Source organism: Xylanibacter muris (genome assembly GCF_013166605.1).
Taxonomy (GTDB): domain Bacteria; phylum Bacteroidota; class Bacteroidia; order Bacteroidales; family Bacteroidaceae; genus Prevotella; species Prevotella muris.
In genome coordinates, this window is record NZ_JABKKF010000012.1 from 40,755 (window position 1) to 57,992 (window position 17,238).

The 17,238-nt window shown below is 46.2% G+C and carries 13 protein-coding genes and 1 tRNA gene; 6 read left to right on the plus strand and 8 right to left on the minus strand.

All coding sequences use genetic code 11. The features are described 5' to 3' along the window. Positions 1-39 precede the first annotated feature (39 nt). Positions 40-1,287, minus strand: a complete 1,248-nt coding sequence (gene hflX, locus HPS56_RS11150; RefSeq protein WP_172276531.1) for a GTPase HflX — start codon at positions 1,285-1,287, stop codon at positions 40-42. A gap of 149 nt (positions 1,288-1,436) precedes the next feature. Here hflX and HPS56_RS11155 point away from each other — a divergent pair, with 149 nt between their 5' ends. The 3 genes from HPS56_RS11155 to HPS56_RS11165 all read left to right on the plus strand — a co-directional run bounded on the left by HPS56_RS11155 (position 1,437) and on the right by HPS56_RS11165 (position 9,687). Then, positions 1,437-3,515 (plus strand): rhamnogalacturonan lyase, encoded by a 2,079-nt coding sequence (locus HPS56_RS11155; protein ID WP_172276534.1) that lies wholly within the window; start codon positions 1,437-1,439, stop codon positions 3,513-3,515. Positions 3,516-3,860: 345 nt separating this feature from the next. Beyond that, positions 3,861-6,446, plus strand: coding sequence for a rhamnogalacturonan lyase family protein (locus HPS56_RS11160; RefSeq protein WP_172276537.1), 2,586 nt, complete (start codon positions 3,861-3,863; stop codon positions 6,444-6,446). 295 nt (positions 6,447-6,741) lie between these two features. Beyond that, positions 6,742-9,687, plus strand: a complete 2,946-nt coding sequence (locus HPS56_RS11165) for a glycoside hydrolase family 2 protein (protein ID WP_172276540.1) — start codon at positions 6,742-6,744, stop codon at positions 9,685-9,687. A gap of 211 nt (positions 9,688-9,898) precedes the next feature. Here HPS56_RS11165 and HPS56_RS11170 read toward each other — a convergent pair. Next, positions 9,899-9,980: transfer RNA gene (locus HPS56_RS11170), tRNA-Leu, on the minus strand. Between the two features lie 217 nt (positions 9,981-10,197). Between HPS56_RS11170 and porL the strand changes: the two genes are divergently transcribed. The 3 genes from porL to HPS56_RS11185 are packed head-to-tail and all read left to right on the plus strand — an operon-like array spanning position 10,198 to position 13,212. Further along, positions 10,198-10,773, plus strand: coding sequence for a type IX secretion system motor protein PorL/GldL (gene porL, locus HPS56_RS11175; RefSeq protein ID WP_172276543.1), 576 nt, complete (start codon positions 10,198-10,200; stop codon positions 10,771-10,773). Between the two features lie 12 nt (positions 10,774-10,785). After that, positions 10,786-12,093: a type IX secretion system motor protein PorM/GldM gene (porM, locus tag HPS56_RS11180; RefSeq protein ID WP_172276546.1), complete on the plus strand. Its 1,308-nt coding sequence runs from the start codon at positions 10,786-10,788 to the stop codon at positions 12,091-12,093. Positions 12,094-12,114: 21 nt separating this feature from the next. Next, positions 12,115-13,212, plus strand: coding sequence for an OmpA family protein (locus HPS56_RS11185; protein ID WP_172276549.1), 1,098 nt, complete (start codon positions 12,115-12,117; stop codon positions 13,210-13,212). A 72-nt stretch (positions 13,213-13,284) separates the two neighbouring features. On the opposite strand, the gene HPS56_RS11190 is transcribed toward HPS56_RS11185, so the two are convergent. The 6 genes from HPS56_RS11190 to HPS56_RS11215 form a co-directional block, all read right to left on the minus strand. Then, positions 13,285-14,172: a hypothetical protein gene (locus HPS56_RS11190; RefSeq protein ID WP_172276552.1), complete on the minus strand. Its 888-nt coding sequence runs from the start codon at positions 14,170-14,172 to the stop codon at positions 13,285-13,287. A 9-nt stretch (positions 14,173-14,181) separates the two neighbouring features. Further along, positions 14,182-15,039, minus strand: a complete 858-nt coding sequence (locus HPS56_RS11195) for a hypothetical protein (RefSeq protein ID WP_172276554.1) — start codon at positions 15,037-15,039, stop codon at positions 14,182-14,184. A 152-nt stretch (positions 15,040-15,191) separates the two neighbouring features. Continuing rightward, positions 15,192-15,647, minus strand: a complete 456-nt coding sequence (locus tag HPS56_RS11200; protein ID WP_253952453.1) for a DUF6108 family protein — start codon at positions 15,645-15,647, stop codon at positions 15,192-15,194. A gap of 26 nt (positions 15,648-15,673) precedes the next feature. Further along, entirely contained in the window at positions 15,674-16,123 is a 450-nt protein-coding gene (locus HPS56_RS11205) for a PG0215 family putative anti-sigma factor (RefSeq protein WP_172276556.1), read from the minus strand. Then, positions 16,120-16,611: a GFO_1088 family ECF-type sigma factor gene (locus HPS56_RS11210; protein WP_172276559.1), complete on the minus strand. Its 492-nt coding sequence runs from the start codon at positions 16,609-16,611 to the stop codon at positions 16,120-16,122. Before HPS56_RS11210 ends, HPS56_RS11205 begins: the two co-directional genes overlap by 4 nt. Positions 16,612-16,770: 159 nt before the next feature. Then, the gene (locus HPS56_RS11215) at positions 16,771-17,193 is read right to left on the minus strand and encodes an L-rhamnose mutarotase (protein ID WP_172276561.1); all 423 of its coding nucleotides are present in this window, start codon (positions 17,191-17,193) and stop codon (positions 16,771-16,773) included. Positions 17,194-17,238: the final 45 nt, after the last annotated feature.

Genomic DNA, 17,238 nt, shown 5'->3' on the forward strand with positions numbered 1-17,238 from the left:
GTAGGTTGGGTGATGTGTCTTGCCGTGTGTGGCTTGGGGTTATTCGTAATCCTGATAAAGGAAATCGTTGTACGGATATTTCTGCACATGCAGTTCGCGTACTTTTTTATATAATATGTCGCGCAGCTCGTCGATGTTTTGCTTCTCCCGTGCCGAGATGAATATGCAGTCTTCGTTCTCGTGTGCCATCCATGTGCGTTTAAGTTCATCGAGGGTGATATTTTCCTTTGTCGGAGGGGTAAGGTCGTCCGGTTCTTTTTCCGTCCATGTGTATGCGTCGATTTTGTTGAAGACGATCATCGACGGTTTATCCGCACATCCCAATTCGGCCAACGTTTTCTCCACAACCTTTATCTGATCCTCAAAGTCGGGATGAGATATGTCCACAACATGGAGAAGAAGGTCGGCCTCGCGCACCTCGTCGAGTGTCGACTTGAATGAGTCGACAAGGTCGGTCGGCAGCTTGCGTATGAATCCCACTGTGTCGGCGAGCAGGAATGGCAGATTGTCGATTACCATTTTGCGTACGGTGGTGTCGAGCGTGGCGAATAGCTTGTTTTCTGCGAACACCTCGCTTTTCGACAACAGGTTCATAAGGGTTGATTTTCCCACGTTGGTATATCCCACGAGAGCCACCCGTATGAGTCTCCCCCTGTTCTTACGTTGTGTGGTTTTCTGTCTGTCAATCTCCACGAGCCTCTGTTTCAGCAGTGTGATACGCTGGAGAATTATACGGCGGTCCATTTCGAGCTGTGTCTCACCCGGGCCGCGCAGTCCTACGCTTCCCTTTCCTCCACCGCTTCCTGAGCCTCCGCCCTGCCTCTCGAGGTGGGTCCATAGTCTTTGCAGGCGTGGCAGCATATAACGGTGCTGCGCCAGTTCCACTTGGGTCTTTGCCTCTGCTGTCTGCGCACGCATTGCAAAAATATCGAGTATGAGCGATGTGCGGTCGAGAATCTTCACGCCTAACGCCTTTTCTATGTTGCGTATTTGTTTTGCCGAAAGCTCATCGTCGAAAATTACCATTCCGACCTCACGCTCGGCATCTTCCTCGTCTTGGATATATTGTCTGATTTCTTCTAATTTTCCGCTGCCTATATATGTCACGGAACTCGGGCCTCCCAGTCTCTGCGTGAAACGTTTCACGGTGACGGCTCCTGCCGTGTCTGCAAGAAATTCCAGCTCGTCAAGATATTCTTTTGTCTTGTTCTCGTCCTGAGAAGGTGTTATCAGTCCGACCAACACTGCTGTTTCAGCTTTTGCTTCTGATATTACAAATTCTTTCATCGGCACTTTAATATATGAATAATTGGCTACAAAATTAACAAATAACGTTGATATATGCAAGCCGGCTAAACCTTTTGTTATGATTTTCGTCATACTATGGAAATAAAACAATAACTTTGCATCAGAACAACTAATCTTAATAAAAACAAATGAAAAGACTTTATTTATCCGCATTAATATTCTTGTGTACATCCGTGTGGGCACAGCCGCGCTACGACATGAAAAGAATACAGCGTGAGAATCTTGGCCGCGGAGTGGTGGCCCTGCGTAATGACGGTAAGGTGTTCGTGTCGTGGAGAACGTTATTATCTGATAAAAAGGGTCAGGCCTTCGATGTTTACCGTAACGGAACGAAGTTAAACGACGCCCCTCTTACTACGGGAGGCACATTCTTCATAGATAACGAGCCTTTGGAGGGAGACGCAGTGTATGAGGTGCGTAGCGGGAAACAATGTGCCTCTTATACCCTGAAGGCGGATTCTCCTGAAGGATACATACCCGTGAGGCTTGACAAGCCGGCTGACGGTGTGACACCCGACGGCAGAAAATATACATATTCGGCAAATGATGCCTCTGTGGGAGATGTCGACGGTGACGGAGAGTATGAGATAATACTGAAGTGGGATCCCTCAAATGCAAGGGACAATGCCCATGCAGGCTTTACCGGAAACACATATATCGACTGCTATAAAATATCAGGGGAGAGGCTTTGGCGCATTGATTTGGGGCGTAACATCCGGAGTGGTGCCCATTATGTTCCGTTCATAGTATATGATTTCGATGGTGACGGACGTGCCGAACTTATGGTAAAGACTTCCGACGGAACTGTCGACGGGCTTGGAAAAGTAATAGGAAATCCTGATGCCGACTACCGTGAGGATGCCGCTGAGGCCGCAGTATGGCTTAAGGATCATAAGGATGAGATAAAGCTTCAGGAAGAACAGGAGGCCCGTATGCGCAAGGAATGGGAAGAGATGCGCAGACAGGGGAAGCGTCCCGGTAGCGGACAGATGAATGGGCGCGGTGCCGGAAGCCGGAGGATGCCGTCCCGACGTTTCGGTTTTCAGGGTACAAACAAAACAGGACGTATTCTTTCCGGTTCGGAGTATATAACTGTTTTCAATGGTCTTACGGGGGCGGCCATGGCCACAGAGGAGTATATTCCACAGCGCGGAATGCCACAGTCGTGGGGTGACGGTCATGGTAACAGGTCAGAGCGTTATCTTGCCGGATTAGGATATTTTGACGGTAAGCGTGCAAGTGCGTTCTTCTGTCGCGGATACTATACCCGTACTGTCATTGCCGCATGGGACTGGGACGGTAGGAAACTTACAAACAGATGGACTTTTGATACAGATAATCCAAAGTGGAAGTCATACGCAGGTCAGGGAAATCATAATCTGCGTGTGGCGGATGTCGACGGTGACGGATGTGACGAGATAACATACGGCTCCATGGCCGTAGACCATGACGGAACGGGACTTTATAATACAGGAATGGGGCATGGCGATGCCTTGCATCTGACGGTTTTCGACCCTAAGTCCGACGAGCTGCAGCTTTGGGACTGCCATGAGAACCGCCGCGACGGAAGCGAGCTTAGGAATGCAAGGACCGGTGAGATTATCTTTCAGATAAAGAGCGGTATGGACGTCGGCCGTTGCATGGCTGCGGATATAGACCCGACAAACCCTGGTCTGGAAATGTGGAGCTCAGACAGCCACGGTATAAGAAATATTCACGGAGACAAGGTCGTTCCGAAACCTGAGAGTGCAAATGAGGATACGGATCCAACAGACAACGAGGACAACACCGCATTATTCGTGCGCGGCAAGAGAGTGCCGACCAATTTCGCCGTCTGGTGGGATGATGACCTGCTCAGGGAACTGCTCGACCACGAAACCGTGTATAAGTATGACTGGACCACAGGATACGTTAATGATATCATGAAGTTCGAGGGATGTAAGTTCAACAATGGGACGAAGTCAAATCCATGTCTCAGCGGTGACATTCTCGGTGACTGGCGTGAGGAGGTGGTCGTAAGGACGGAAGACAGTAGCGAGTTGCGAATATATGTGAGTCCTATATATACGGATTACAGGATAAACTGTCTGATGGAAGACATTCCATACAGGATAAGCATAGCTACGGAGAACGTAGGATATAATCAGCCTCCGGAAACCGGTTTCTATCTCGGACCGGACAAGAGCGTAGTGGACTTTTTGAAATAATTTTGGTTTTTGTGTTGTGGGGCCGGGGATTCCAGTATAAATCCCTGGCCCTGTTATATGAAAGGTAAATGTAAACATTAGGCGTATATGCGAATGACAAGATAATAATGCAATAAACCAACGTTTTCGATAAGTCAAATGGGCAATGCCAAGCATGCTTAGGCATTGTCATGGCGAGAAAAGGTTGGGTAAATCCAACTTTTTATTTAAATAAGTATCGGATTTAAATAAAATGGCGTAACTTTGCAGGGCTACTTAAAAACAATCGGGGGTCTCTGTGGGTTCTCCAGCGACTGTATCAGAAATAAATAAAAACAGATAATACAACTTTAAACAGATTGAAATATGAGCAAATCTACAAAACTATCCTTGGCTCTTCTATTAGGACTTGGATTCAACAGCGGCTTTGCACAGAACACTCCGGTAAGCCAGATGGAAAAGCTTAACCGTGGGGTCGTTTCAGTGCCGGCCAAGAGTGGTACCGGCCGTTTCGTTAGTTGGCGTATGCTTGGTACTGACGATGAGAATACAAAGTTTGAAATCCTTAGAAACGGCCTGTCTATTAAGAAAGACATCTCGGAACCGACATGCTATGTCGACAACAAAGGCTCTGTAAGCAGCGAATATAAAATAGTGACATGGCACGACGGTGTGGCCGCAGATACATCTGAGGTGGCCAAGTCGTGGAATAATATTTATCTCAGTCTTCCGCTCGACAGACCAGCCGGAGGAAAAACCAATGACGGAGAATATACTTACTCACCCAACGACTGTAGTGTGGGTGATGTCGACGGTGACGGTGAGTATGAGATAATACTGAAGTGGGATCCGTCAAACTCAAAAGACAATTCACACGAAGGATATACTGGCAACGTGATATTTGATTGCTATAAGCTTGACGGAACGAAGCTGTGGCGCATAGACTTAGGTAAGAATATCCGTGCCGGTGCGCACTATACACAGTTTATGGTATATGATTTCGACGGTGACGGCCGTGCCGAGATGATTTGCAAGACAGCCCCGGGAAGTAAGGACGGAAAAGGATATTATGTCAATCAGGCCGCTACAGACCCTGAAATAAAATCGGCAAGCAACACCATCGACTGGAGAAATACAAGTGGAAAGATTCGTGGCGGACAGGAGTATCTCACCGTTTTCAACGGGTTTACCGGTGAGGCTGTGCACACAATATTCTATAATCCCAACCGCGCCACGACGTACGGTGGCGCACCGTCGTGGACATTCAACTGGGATGACCGCAGCGGAAAGACAGACAAAGAATACGGAAACCGCGGTGAGCGCTATCTCGCAACGGTGGCTCATCTCGACGGACCCGCCAAACGTCCGAGTGCGGTGATGTGCAGGGGATACTATACCTACGCATTCCTTTGGGCTGTGGATTTCGATGGCAACCAACTTAGACAGAAATGGTTTCATTCTTCAAAGTCGAAGAAGCAATACAGTGTCACAGACATAAACGGGGAGACAAAAGAGTATACTGCTTTACCACCTACCGGAAACACATCTGGCAGCGGAACAGCATACGGCAACGGCAACCATAATATTTCCGTGGGCGATGTCAACGGTGACGGCCGCGATGAGATTATCTGGGGTTCATGTGCTATCGACCACGACGGAAAGATGCTTTATGCCACAGGCTATGGTCATGGTGACGCCATACACATGAGCGATCTTGTGCCGAGTAATCCCGGTCTGGAAGTGTTCCAGGTGCATGAAGGTGCTCCATACGGATGGGACATTCACGATGCCGCAACAGGCATGATATTGCATAGTTCTGAAGGAAGCGGTGATAACGGCCGCGGTCTTGCCGCAGACGTAATTCCAAGCACCAAGGGCTTTGAGTTCTGGTCTTCAAATCACAGGGAGATGCGCAGTTGCGAGACAGGCAGGCAGGTTTCAGACAGCAAGCCGAGCGTGAACTTCCGTATTTATTGGAACGGAACGCTGTTCGATGAAATTCTTGACGGCAACAAGATGGACGAATGGAACGGCAGCGGGTTCAGCCGTGTATATCCCGCAGGTGGAAAGAATTTCTATGAGATAGCAAGCTCGTCGACATGCAACGGAACAAAGAACACTCCCAACCTTCAGGCCGACATTCTCGGTGATTGGCGCGAGGAGCTTATACTTTGGGACGGCAGCGATGCGGCCCATCTGAATATCTTCACAACGAATGTTCCCACTGAGTTCGGTGTGCCTACGCTGATGCATGACCACGTATACCGTATGGGTGTGGCATGGCAGAATGTGGCTTATAACCAGCCTCCCCACCTTGGCTACAGCCTTCCGGACCGTTTCAAGATACAGTATCCCAAACTCACCGACGGAGAGTTTGAGCAAAGTGTCTCTCTCGGTGACACCATTGCCGACATCAAGCGCGCATGGAAATACAGTTCCGCACCATCGCTTGTGAAATACACCGCTCCGGACGGAACGTCAAATGTCGGCAAGTTTAATGAATGGGAAGGCTTCAAGTTCAAAGTGATGTCTCTCGGCACAAACAAATACTTTGAGCTGAAAGGAAAGCCGGAGAAGATGGGTACGTACGAGTTTGTTATAAGGAGCGGAAAGTCTGTGGTTGACAATACAGAGCGCACAGACACTATACGCATAAAGGTTCTTGATCCTTCTGGAATAGAGAACGTGGCCGATATGGCTGAGCCATGGGCAGTGATTGCCGGTGATGCGATAGGAGGCAGCGTAAACGTGAAGCTTAACATGAAATCCTCACAGACAGTAAGACTCGCTGTTTATGATGCTGCCGGTGCACAGGTGTTCGGCCGTACATATAAAGCTCCGGCAGGAGGCAGCATTATGGCTGGAGGACTTGACAGGCTTCCCGCAGGCATATACCTTGTGAAAGTTGTATCGTCTGAAGGAACAGTGGTGAAAAAAATCACAAAAGAATGATGGCACGGCTGTAAATCAGGACGATTATATGGCAGCGTATCCATGATACACTATATGATTAAGGTGTAAAATGGTACGAATTTATAGATAAACGGACGATATTCCCGTATACACGATGGTTTTTCATGTAAATTTGCAAAAGAAAACCATTACGGTGTATACGGGAATATTATATATGTATGTGCTGAGACTGTGTTTCCCGTATTCCGGTCTGCCTGTACCATACGGCAAAACACCCTTGGAATTCGGTGAGAACATATCAATAATAACATATCAATAATAACATTAAAATATAATGAAACTGAGACTAAAACATCTTTTTATTGCAGGTGCAGCAACAATGGCCGTTACAGCCGGTGCGCGCGATACCTACAATTTCAATTCCGGCTGGACTATAGGTAAGTCTAAAAAAACAGTCACTCTTCCACGGGCATGGAATGAGGATGAGGCGTTTAAGGTGGGGATAAAGGACTTGAGCGATAGCGTTGTGTGGTATCGCAAGACCTTTACACTTCCGAAAGAAGCCGAAGGAAAGCGTGTGTTTATCGAATTTGAGGGAGTGCGTCAGGCTGCAACGATAATCGTTAACGGCCGCGAAGTGGGACTGCATGAGAACGGAGTGATGGCTTTCGGCTTCGAACTTACACCATATATGAAAAAAGGAAAGAATAAGATAGAGGTGATGACAGATAACAGCTGGACATATCACGAGAAGTCTACACGTTCTCCTTTCCAATGGAACAACAATAATTTCAATGCAAACTATGGTGGTATACCCAAGAACGTGAAACTTCATTTTATGGATGATGTATACCAGACACTGCCTCTTTACAGCAACTTGAAGACCACCGGTGTATATGTTTATGCCAAAGACATAAACATAAAGGACCGTCAGGCTACAATATGTGTCGAGAGTGAGGTGAAGAATGAGACAGACAAGCCTGTAAAGCGCCGTCTGAAGGTAAGCGTAAACGAGACTGATGGAAAAGACGTATGTGGCTTCATAGGTGAAGAGGTGACGATTCCCGCTCACAGCTCTGCCATTTTGAAGGCTCAGGCCAGAGCATACGACCTGCATTTTTGGAGCTGGGGCTATGGCTATCTGTATAATGTGAAGACAACGCTTCTCGGATGCGACGGTGGCTGCAAAGCCGAGCCGTCTGTCGAAAAGGCTGAATGTTCAAAAGAGTCAGACCCCGTGGTGACTACCACCGGATTCAGGAAGACGGAATTCAAGAACGGTATGTTTTATCTCAACGACCGTGTAATGATGGTCCATGGCTATGCCCAGCGTACGAGCAACGAGTGGCCCGGTGTTGGAATGTCTGTCCCGGCATGGCTCAGCGACTATTCAAACGATCTTCTTGTCAAGAGCGGTGGAAACGTTGTCAGATGGATGCACGTGGCTCCGTGGAAACAGGATGTGGAGTCGTGCGACCGCGTGGGACTTATCCAGGCAATGCCGGCCGGTGATGCGGAGAAAGATGTGGAGGGACGCCGCTGGGAACACCGCGAGGAGGTGATGCGCGATGCCATAATATATAACCGCAACAATCCGAGCGTGATTTTCTATGAGTGCGGAAACCAGAAAATTTCCAAAGACCATATGATATCGATGAAGGCCATACGCGACAAGTATGATCCTAACGGCGGACGCGCCATCGGAAGCCGCGAGATGCTCGATCGTCCGGAGGCGGAGTACGGAGGAGAGATGCTTTATGTGAATAAGAGCGATACGAAACCGATGTGGATGATGGAGTATTGCCGCGACGAGGCTCTGCGTTGGTATTGGAACTCATGGAGCTATCCTTTCCATAAGGAGGGTGACGGACCGCTTTACAGAAATGCTCCGGCAGGAGCGTACAACCATAACAACGACGAGTTTGTGAAAGAGCTTGTCAACCGCTGGTATGAGTATTGGCTTGAGCGTCCGGGAAGCGGGACAAAGGTTAATTCAGGTGGTGTGAAGATTATATTCAGCGACACGCAGACCCACGGACGTTCTGCTGACAACTATCGTGTGAGCGGTGTCGTAGATCCGATGCGTGTGCCTAAAGACGCATTCTTCGCACATCAGGTTATGTGGGACGGATGGGTTGACGATCTAAAGCCGCGTACCTATATAGCAGGTCACTGGAACTATAAGAAAGGCGAGCGTATACCTACAATATATGTTGTGTCGACAAGCGAGAAGGTGGAGTTGGTACAGAACGGCCACCGCATATCTCCGTCTGAGCATAAGTTCCGTTTCCTCAGCGTGTTCAAGGATGTGGAATATACGTCAGACAAGCTTACTGCCATAGGGTATGGCGCAGACGGCAAGGAAGAGTCGCGCTATGAGCTTGAGACGTCCGGAGAACCTGCATCGATAAAGCTTACAGCTATAGAGAATCCTACGGGATGGAAAGCCGACGGTCATGATGTGGCCTTGGTACAGGTGGAGATTGTAGACGGTAAGGGTCGCCGTTGTCCGCTTGACAACCGCCTTGTGAAATTCAGTCTGAAGGGTGCGGCCGAATGGCGTGGAGGCGTGGCCAAAGGTAAGGATAATTATGTGCTGTGTGATACACTGCCTGTAGAGTGTGGTGTGAACCGCGTAATGCTCCGTTCGCTTTCTAAGCCGGGGAATGTTATATTGACGGCAAAGGCCGAAGGTATGCCTGACGCATCAATATCGTTTACTACAAAGCCTGTGACTGTGGAAGGCGGACTCACAAAGTACATGCCGTCTGACGGTCTTAAGAGTGTGCTCGACAGAGGTGAGACTCCGCAGGAACCGTCGTTCAAGCAGTGGCGCAGAGGTGTGCAGATTGTGTCGGCAAAGGCCGGAAGCGGTAATGATCCTGCCCTCAGCTTCGATACCTACGAGAACACATCATGGGACAGCAGCAGTTCGCTTGACAAGGCGTGGATAACCTACAAACTCGGAGAGAAGACACAGATTGACGATATCTGCGTGAAGCTGAAAGGCTTCCGCCAGACGTCATATCCGATTGCCGTATATGCCGGTGATGTGAAAGTATGGGAGGGATGGACTCCGAAGTCGCTGAGCTACATCCACATTCCGTTAAAGAATGCTCCTGCCGCAGACACCTATACCATAAGGTCTACAGGTTCGAGCACTACACGTGATGCCTTCGGAGCAGTGCAGGAACTTGACAAGAGCAACAATGACAAGAAAGAGAGGGCAAGCTATGCCTTGAAGATTATCGAGATAGAATTCCTTAAGAATCTCAAATAGGACTCTTAAACTTAGTCAGGCTTAAATATAAGCCAGGCTCTTTAACCCCGAACCGGTCATTGGATTATATACGTTCATAAACCAATTACCGGTTCGGGGTTTGGTTAAGAATGATGTAATAGTCTGGTTGATAAATAATATGTTGCCAGATGAAATATAAAAGAAAAAGTCCTGACTACTCATAATCAAAGTAGTCAGGATTTTAATTCTGTGCGCCTGATAGGACTCGAACCTACACGTCGCAAAACACCAGATCCTAAGTCTGGCGCGTCTACCAATTTCGCCACAGGCGCGGATAGCGGGTGCAAAGGTACTGTTTTTGTATCATATATCCAAATATTGGGATACTTTTTTATTTGTTTTCCTGTTTTTATATTTTTCAGTTGTATCAAATGTTGATAAAATGGCAAGTATACGGATAATTTGTCCTGAATATTTTGATATTTTTTTATACTTTGTAGTAACTTTGCACTTCTGAAAGTATAGTGTAATTTTTTAGTAATCTTATCAATGGGCAGTTTTACGAAGTTCTTGTCGAGCCGTAAAGGAAAGATATTGTTTAATTTAGCTTATTCATGGGGAGCGTGCCTTGTAATTATGGGTGCCGTGTTTAAGATCTCACATTTTCCTTATGATGACCTGTTTTTACTTGTAGGAATGGTGACGGAAGTTGTCGTGTTTTTCATTACAGGATTTGATGCTCCGCCTGAGGAATATAAGTGGGAGCGTGCGTTTCCAATGCTCCGCAGGGGCAAGGGAGATAAGGATTCCGCAGACAACGGAGGACTGTTGCCGGATGATATACAAACCATCGGCATAAGGAAGAAACTGGAGGAGATGGAAGAGCACATAGATGCAATGAACAAGATCTTCGAGAAGCAGGTAGGTGAGTTGAAAGCCCAGATGGATGTTGTCACGGAAATGGGCAGGGCATTCGATAAAATCAAGGCTGCAAACAACGGAACATTGGAGAACAGCGGCTACATACAGCGCGAAACAAAGGATGTCGCAGAGAAAATAGCTGCGCTCAACAGCCAGTATTCAAGAATGCTGGAGGCAATGAACATAAAATCAGGCAGTAAATAACGGTTCTGGTATATGGCTAACTATAATTTGTCTTCGAGGCAGAAGATGATAAACCTCATATACATCATACTGATGGCCATGCTTGCCATAAATGTATCCAATGATGTTATGGACGGCTATTCGGTGCTGAATAAAGACTGTGTGGTGCAGAGCAGTCATTGGATGACGGCAAACAAGGCACTGCTTGACCGCCTTAAGAAAGCCGGAGCAGATTCTTTATATGATAAGGGTTTGAAGATTGACAGTATGACTCTTCGGCTTATAGGCTTCACAAACGGTCTGAAGGAGAGAATTGCGAAACAGGCAGACAAGGAGAAATATGTCAAAGGGAAGCTTATAAAGGAGGAAGACTTGAAATCCGTACCTTATATAATGCTTGCACCGACACAGGGAAACGGCAGGAAACTGAGGGAGGATATAGACAGGATGAGGACGTTTGTCGGAGAAAACATGAAGGAAATAGTTGCAAGGAACATTGTGATGACTTATCTGAATACTGAGCCTGAGAAGAATTCTATGGGCACTTCTTTTTCGTGGGAAAGAGAATCTTTCAGCTCGCTTCCGGCAATAGGCGGCATACTTTTGATAAACAGGATTCAGGAGAGCGTCCTTCTCAGTGAGAATATGGCTCTGAGAGACCTTACCTTGCAGGCGATGTCATCAGATGGAGACCTGAAAGCCCTGAACGAGGCAAACCGTATTGCCGCAGAGCAAACCGGACAAGATGTTAGCGATATAGATGAAGGCGGAATGGAAAACACCGGAACTGTGACCGATTTGTATACAGGAATGAGCAACAAGCTTGATCTGTTTCCCGGCATACCTGCTAAAAAACTAATAATGACCACCGACAACGGTAAGGTGAGATTGAAAAATAACAGTTGGGTGATTGTTCCGGATAACAGCTCAAAAGCCAACATAACGGTTAGGAGAACGAATGGAAAACTTTTGGGAAAGTTCAGTTTTAATGTGAGAAGGATTCCGGATCCGACGCCTTATATTCAGATGGGAGACATAAAGTACATGGGAGGTGTGCCGGTGGGCAGAAACCGCCTTGGAGAGATTGGCCATGTAGGTGCTCAGTATTCTGACGGTGACATGACTGTGAACTTTGTTGTGGTTGGATTTGAGACTGTGTTTACCGGAAATGACGGAAAGATTGTTTCGCTTCATTCCGGAAGCGGCAGATTTACCGAACAGCAGTTAGAACGCATAAGGGGGCTGAAGTCCGGTGACAAAATGTATGTAACATCGATAACGGTGAAAGACAGCGGTGGAAACCATCGTGAAACCGAGTCGATAACAGTGATAGTAAACTAAACGAAATAATATAGACAGGAGATGGATGATTGTATATTCAGGCGCATAGTCGCATGTATGCTTCTTTGCATGCAGGCATACGCAGGTATGGCTCAGAAAGAGGTATGGAATAACGGAAGGTTTTGGGATAATATTTATGTCAGTGAGGGATTTGGCCTTGGACTGCGCATTTCTCCCAACGGTGCGAAAAACAGTACATGGAGTGAGCAGGGATCATTACAGTATGGTTTTGCGGCAGGTAAGAAAATCAGCAGATTTGTTGCCTTGCAGGCTTCATACCGTCATGGAAAAGTCAGGCAGTATGATTGGAAGTATAATATATTGTCAACGGAAATACTCGTTGACGTAACCTCATTACGTCATGGATATAGGGCTGACCGTAAATGGCGTTTTCTTCCGTTTATGGGTGTAGGAGGCACTTTCGGACGTATAGACGAAAAACAGGCTGTGGACTTTACATACGGTTTACAGACATTATACAGGCTTAATGGCTATCTCGATATGAAGCTGAGCCTCAGGGGTGATGTGTTCGGCAATTTTGTCTTTCCACATAATGTTCGCGGTGGTACAAATCTGTTGGGGCTTCAGATAGGGCTTAACTATAACATTGGCGGAGGAAAGTTTGAGAAGGCGGTTGTCGGTGACGATGTCCGTCGGGAGATAGACTCGCTCAATGACAAGGTTAACACAATGAGAAAGCAACTTGACATGCTTCTTGGGAACAATGCGAAAGAGCAGGCTGCCAAGGCGGAGGAAGATTCTTTGAGGAAGATATATTATACAGAGCCTAACGATAACAGACTGTATATTTATATACGTTTTTCAGAGTTCAGTTCCTATTTATCGGAGAAGGAGAGGTCGAACATACAGAATATCGCCAATTGGATGAAGGAACACCGTGATTTTTCTATAAGGATAGCGGCGTTCAGTGATAATCTTTCAGACAAGGAGTTTGATGGCAGGCTGAGGGAAAAACGGTCGGAGGCCATACGTCAGATATTGATGAGCCAGTATGGTATTGCCGCAGACCGAATCATGATTACCACTCCTGAGAAAGAGGGATATGTGAACAAGACGGACTGTAGTGCGATGATAGTCTTTATTCCGGAGAAACATTAATGTGCGTTGTCCGGACTTCAAATGGGAAGTCCGGGCAACGCACGCATCTTATTATGTGTAGAGAAAGCATTTTTATCTGCTTTTGTGAAAAAGCTTGCCGAGTCCGATTATGTCTATGCCTATGGTTATTGAAGATGTGTGTGCATTGAATCCTTCACCGGTTTTGAATGCCGGCAGCAAGTCGTAGCTCAGTCTCACGGTGAATGGGTTGAAGTTATACATCAGTTCTGCATTGAGTCCGAATGTGTTTACCACTCCATTTGTACGTTCTGTCTTTCCGCTGTGTGGTGTGAATACATATTGGCTGTGGAGTCTTATTTCCGGTGCCAGCCCCATTCCGATATTCCATTTGCTGTATCGGGAATTTGTAAGGTTGTACATTACAGGGATAGTAAGAGCGGTATATTCGATATGGTTTTTTCTTGCGTCGTTGTCTATTTCGTTAAAAGATATGTTGCCTCGGCTTATTTTGGTTATCTTCATATTGTCTTGTATGTTGAACTTCATGTATTTCAAGCCAAGTCCGACGGTAAGTCCTGAGGTAAATGTTTTGTCGAACGGTATGGCTAAGCAGTTCATGCCGAATCCTATCGAGAAAGCTCCGTTTGTATACAGGTTGTCGCTGTCTTTTTGTTTTTTGAACGGTCCGGCGTTGGCCATCGTCCATCCTGCGTCTATGTAGTAATACTTTGGAAATAATTGCACTCTTTGGAGCGATGATGTCTTGAGGAACGGTGAGCCAACATACACTTGTTCTATTTCTTTCCCATCGACAAATTCCAGTTCGCGTGTCTTCACGAGCTCGTTACCCTGATTGTTGTATACCTTTACAGTTGTCTTTTCCTTATCGGAGTTTATACTGACGGTCTTATCGCTGACGTTTACAGTCAAAATGCTGTCTTTCTGGGCGTTGGCTGTGATTGTTGCTGCGAGCAGCAGCATAAATGTAATTTTTTTCATACTATGTTATTATATTGTAAATCCTATTCCTGTTGCAAAAGTATAGCATTCGGGTGCGTTGCTTTTTTTTAGCAATGGGGTTATGCCGGCCCGTCCGTAGATAACGAATGCTCCTACTCCGATATATGCTTCCATATTGATGCCGAGCGGTGCTATGTTTATGTCTCTGGATGATGTATATTTCTTTTTCCCGATGAAATATCTTGCGTAGTCGTTGGTGCGGTATTCGAGCGATGCTCCAATGCCTGCGAACAGTCTGTATCTCTGCCATTCGAATATTATCGGCACCCTTATCGTGGTGTAGCTGATGTAGCTTTTCTTTACCTCTCCGTCCTCGATTTCTCTCATGAAAGTTTTTCCGTCTTCGGTTGCAAGAACGTAATTTCCTTGAAAATGGTTGTGTACCTGTCCTATGTTCATTGACAGGTTGACAGATGTGTTGCTTCCCGTGTTGAATGCCATCTGTGCCACGGTGAGGGCCCATTCCCAAGATTTGGAGTCGCGTGAGTGCATGGCTGTGCTTCCTCCTGGCGACATTATGTTTCCTCCGAGCATGTTGGTACCAAAGAGAAGGGTAGGATAATGGGTGTACGTCCGTGGATTTCTCTTTTTCTTTATGAATGATTCGGGGAAGAACGGTGAGGTCACGTATATGCGCTTCACTTCCTGGTTGTCGATATATTCTGTCTCGTATGTTCTTGTCAGTTTTTCTCCGTTGCAGGTGTTTATTCTGACTTTTGTCTTTCCTGCCGAGTCGCTGACGATTATTTGTTTGTTGCCGAGGACAAACGTTGTGTCGGACGATTCTGTTCCTGCAAATGCCGCCATAGGCATTGCCGCAATTAGGGTTATTATGATTCTTTTCATATAAGTTGGATTTAATCTACCTTTTCTCGCCATGACAATATTCAAAAAGTTTGATATTGTTCGTCTGGCTTATTGAAAACGTTTGGTTTTTCTGTTATTTTTATTTATGTGTAATCTTTGTACTGTTTGATTTGACGGCGAATTAGGTGTTTTCAGAAAGCAGAGTAGCACAGTTTCATGATGTCGTCGGGTGAGATCGGTCCTTCGATGTATATCACGGCTCCTTCGTGTTCGTATACTTTGCTGAAGAGGATATATCTGTTTTTCCCCTCTTCCTTTGGTTTCATCATATAGTAGCCGCTGACGGTTTTTCCGTTGTCCACCACCTCGCGTATCTTTATGGCATTCTTCCTGTCTGCGTTCAGGTAAGTGTCTGTGTCTATCTTCCTTTTTTTGTATACCAACGCCTTGTATACATCAAGCCTGTATTTTTTCAGACGCGTGTTGTGCATTACCACCAGTTTGCATCCCTTTTCGTGTCCGTAGCGCTCGAATATCCTGTTTATGTTCAGGTCTTCCTGCGCACCGGCTGTCGTGATGCCTGCCAGCATTATCACTGAGGCTGTTATGAGCCTTAGTATCATAATGTATCTTTTTGTTTTTTCCATGATTTTTATTTTTATTATGTCATGTCTTACATAATCATCATCTTCAGCGCGCTGAAGTCGTCTTCGTTTCCGGTGTTTATGAGTTTCAGTGCTTCTTCTGCCTCTTCTGTAACGTTGCCCTTGCTGGTCGTGATAATCTTTCCGTCTGCCACTACATAGTTTTCCGGCATACGGCTTGTATGTGATACAGCGATGATTATGGTTAGTGAGGCAGCAGCCGTTGCTGCCCATATCCATCTCATTACCGTCTTACGCTGCTGCTTTGCTGTTGCTGCATCAGTTTTTCCTTCGTCTGCTTCTGCCAGTTTGGCTTTTTCCTGTGTTTCAAAGGTGAACAGTGCCTGATATACCCTCCATTCTTCCGGTATGGGAGTATCCTTTCCTGTGAAGAATTCGCGGAGGCTGTTTTCTTCGGCTTCTGAAGTTTCGCCTTCGAGGTATTTATTGATGAGTGATTTTATGTCTTCCATGTTCATCTGCTTTGTAGTCTGATAAATTCTGCCCTTATTTTCTTTCTTGCCCTCGACAGGTTCTGTCTGAGGCTCTCGTCCGTGCATCCGGTTATTTTTATTATCTCTTCTTTTGTATATCCCTCTATTTCTTTCATTCTGAAGATTTTTGACTGCAGGGGTGGAAGTTTCTCTATTATCATTCTTATTAGTTGCATGTCGTCTCCGTCTTCCGGATTTGTTGCAACTGTCGTTTCCTGGTATTTCCCGGATGTGGAGATGTTTTCAATCTGCAGGTGTCTCCAGTGGTCTCTTTCTATGTTTTTCAGGGTTGTGAAAGCCAGTGCCCTGATGTTTGGATGAGCGTCCAGTCTGTCGCGCATACTCCACAGACGGAGCATCACTTCCTGTACGGCGTCTTCCGCGTAGTCGTGAGCCTCTGTCCATGTCCGCGCCATGTCGAGCAGTGACTTGCGGAGGGGCACTATCTTATGATTGAATTCTTCTAATTCCATCTTGTTTTCATATACTAAACGGATAAGTTATGGGTTTGTGACATGGGATGAAGTTTTTTTTATATATATTTTTTTATCTATATGAAAAAGCAGTGGAGACAAACGTTATATTTTGTGTTTGTCTCCACTGCTTTCTCATACATTCATTGCCAATAAGTCTTATACACGTCGCAAGGCGGTGTCTTTCTCGTCATCTTCATACAGATAAAACATACGGTTCATTAGTTGCCATTTTTCTCCGGAAGCGGCATTGGCCGCACATTTCTGGAATTGTGACACGAAGGCCTCCCATTCTTCCTGGCGGGGCAGTTTTGCAAGTTGTGCCATTGCTTCCTGCCAATTGAAGTTCAAAGGTGTCTCAACAATCATGAAGAGGTGGTTGTCATGTATGTATATCTCCATTTCGAGTATTCCCACTGAGCGTATTCCTTCACGTATATCACTCCACGAGTGCTTTCTGTCATGAGCTGTCACATATTGTGCTATGAGTGCTGCATCCTCCTTTAGCTCAAGTGTCTGGCAATAGCGTTTGACGGGTTGGGAATAGTCTTGAATGATATATCCTGTTTCTTTTGTATTCATGATATATTACTTTTTTCTTTGTTTGCCATATAATCGCTATACCAT

Excerpts from the sequence above, each read along its gene's own strand:
- hflX (WP_172276531.1), bottom strand. The coding sequence starts at position 1,287 with ATGAAAGAATTTGTAATATCAGAAGCAAAAGCTGAAACAGCAGTGTTG.
- HPS56_RS11215 (WP_172276561.1), bottom strand. The coding sequence starts at position 17,193 with ATGAATACAAAAGAAACAGGATATATCATTCAAGACTATTCCCAACCC.
- HPS56_RS11195 (WP_172276554.1), bottom strand. The coding sequence starts at position 15,039 with ATGAAAAGAATCATAATAACCCTAATTGCGGCAATGCCTATGGCGGCA.
- HPS56_RS11185 (WP_172276549.1), top strand. The coding sequence starts at position 12,115 with ATGGATGATTGTATATTCAGGCGCATAGTCGCATGTATGCTTCTTTGC.
- HPS56_RS11200 (WP_253952453.1), bottom strand. The coding sequence starts at position 15,647 with ATGGAAAAAACAAAAAGATACATTATGATACTAAGGCTCATAACAGCC.
- porL (WP_172276543.1), top strand. The coding sequence starts at position 10,198 with ATGGGCAGTTTTACGAAGTTCTTGTCGAGCCGTAAAGGAAAGATATTG.
- porM (WP_172276546.1), top strand. The coding sequence starts at position 10,786 with ATGGCTAACTATAATTTGTCTTCGAGGCAGAAGATGATAAACCTCATA.
- HPS56_RS11210 (WP_172276559.1), bottom strand. The coding sequence starts at position 16,611 with ATGGAATTAGAAGAATTCAATCATAAGATAGTGCCCCTCCGCAAGTCA.
- HPS56_RS11160 (WP_172276537.1), top strand. The coding sequence starts at position 3,861 with ATGAGCAAATCTACAAAACTATCCTTGGCTCTTCTATTAGGACTTGGA.
- HPS56_RS11155 (WP_172276534.1), top strand. The coding sequence starts at position 1,437 with ATGAAAAGACTTTATTTATCCGCATTAATATTCTTGTGTACATCCGTG.
- HPS56_RS11190 (WP_172276552.1), bottom strand. The coding sequence starts at position 14,172 with ATGAAAAAAATTACATTTATGCTGCTGCTCGCAGCAACAATCACAGCC.
- HPS56_RS11205 (WP_172276556.1), bottom strand. The coding sequence starts at position 16,123 with ATGAACATGGAAGACATAAAATCACTCATCAATAAATACCTCGAAGGC.
- HPS56_RS11165 (WP_172276540.1), top strand. The coding sequence starts at position 6,742 with ATGAAACTGAGACTAAAACATCTTTTTATTGCAGGTGCAGCAACAATG.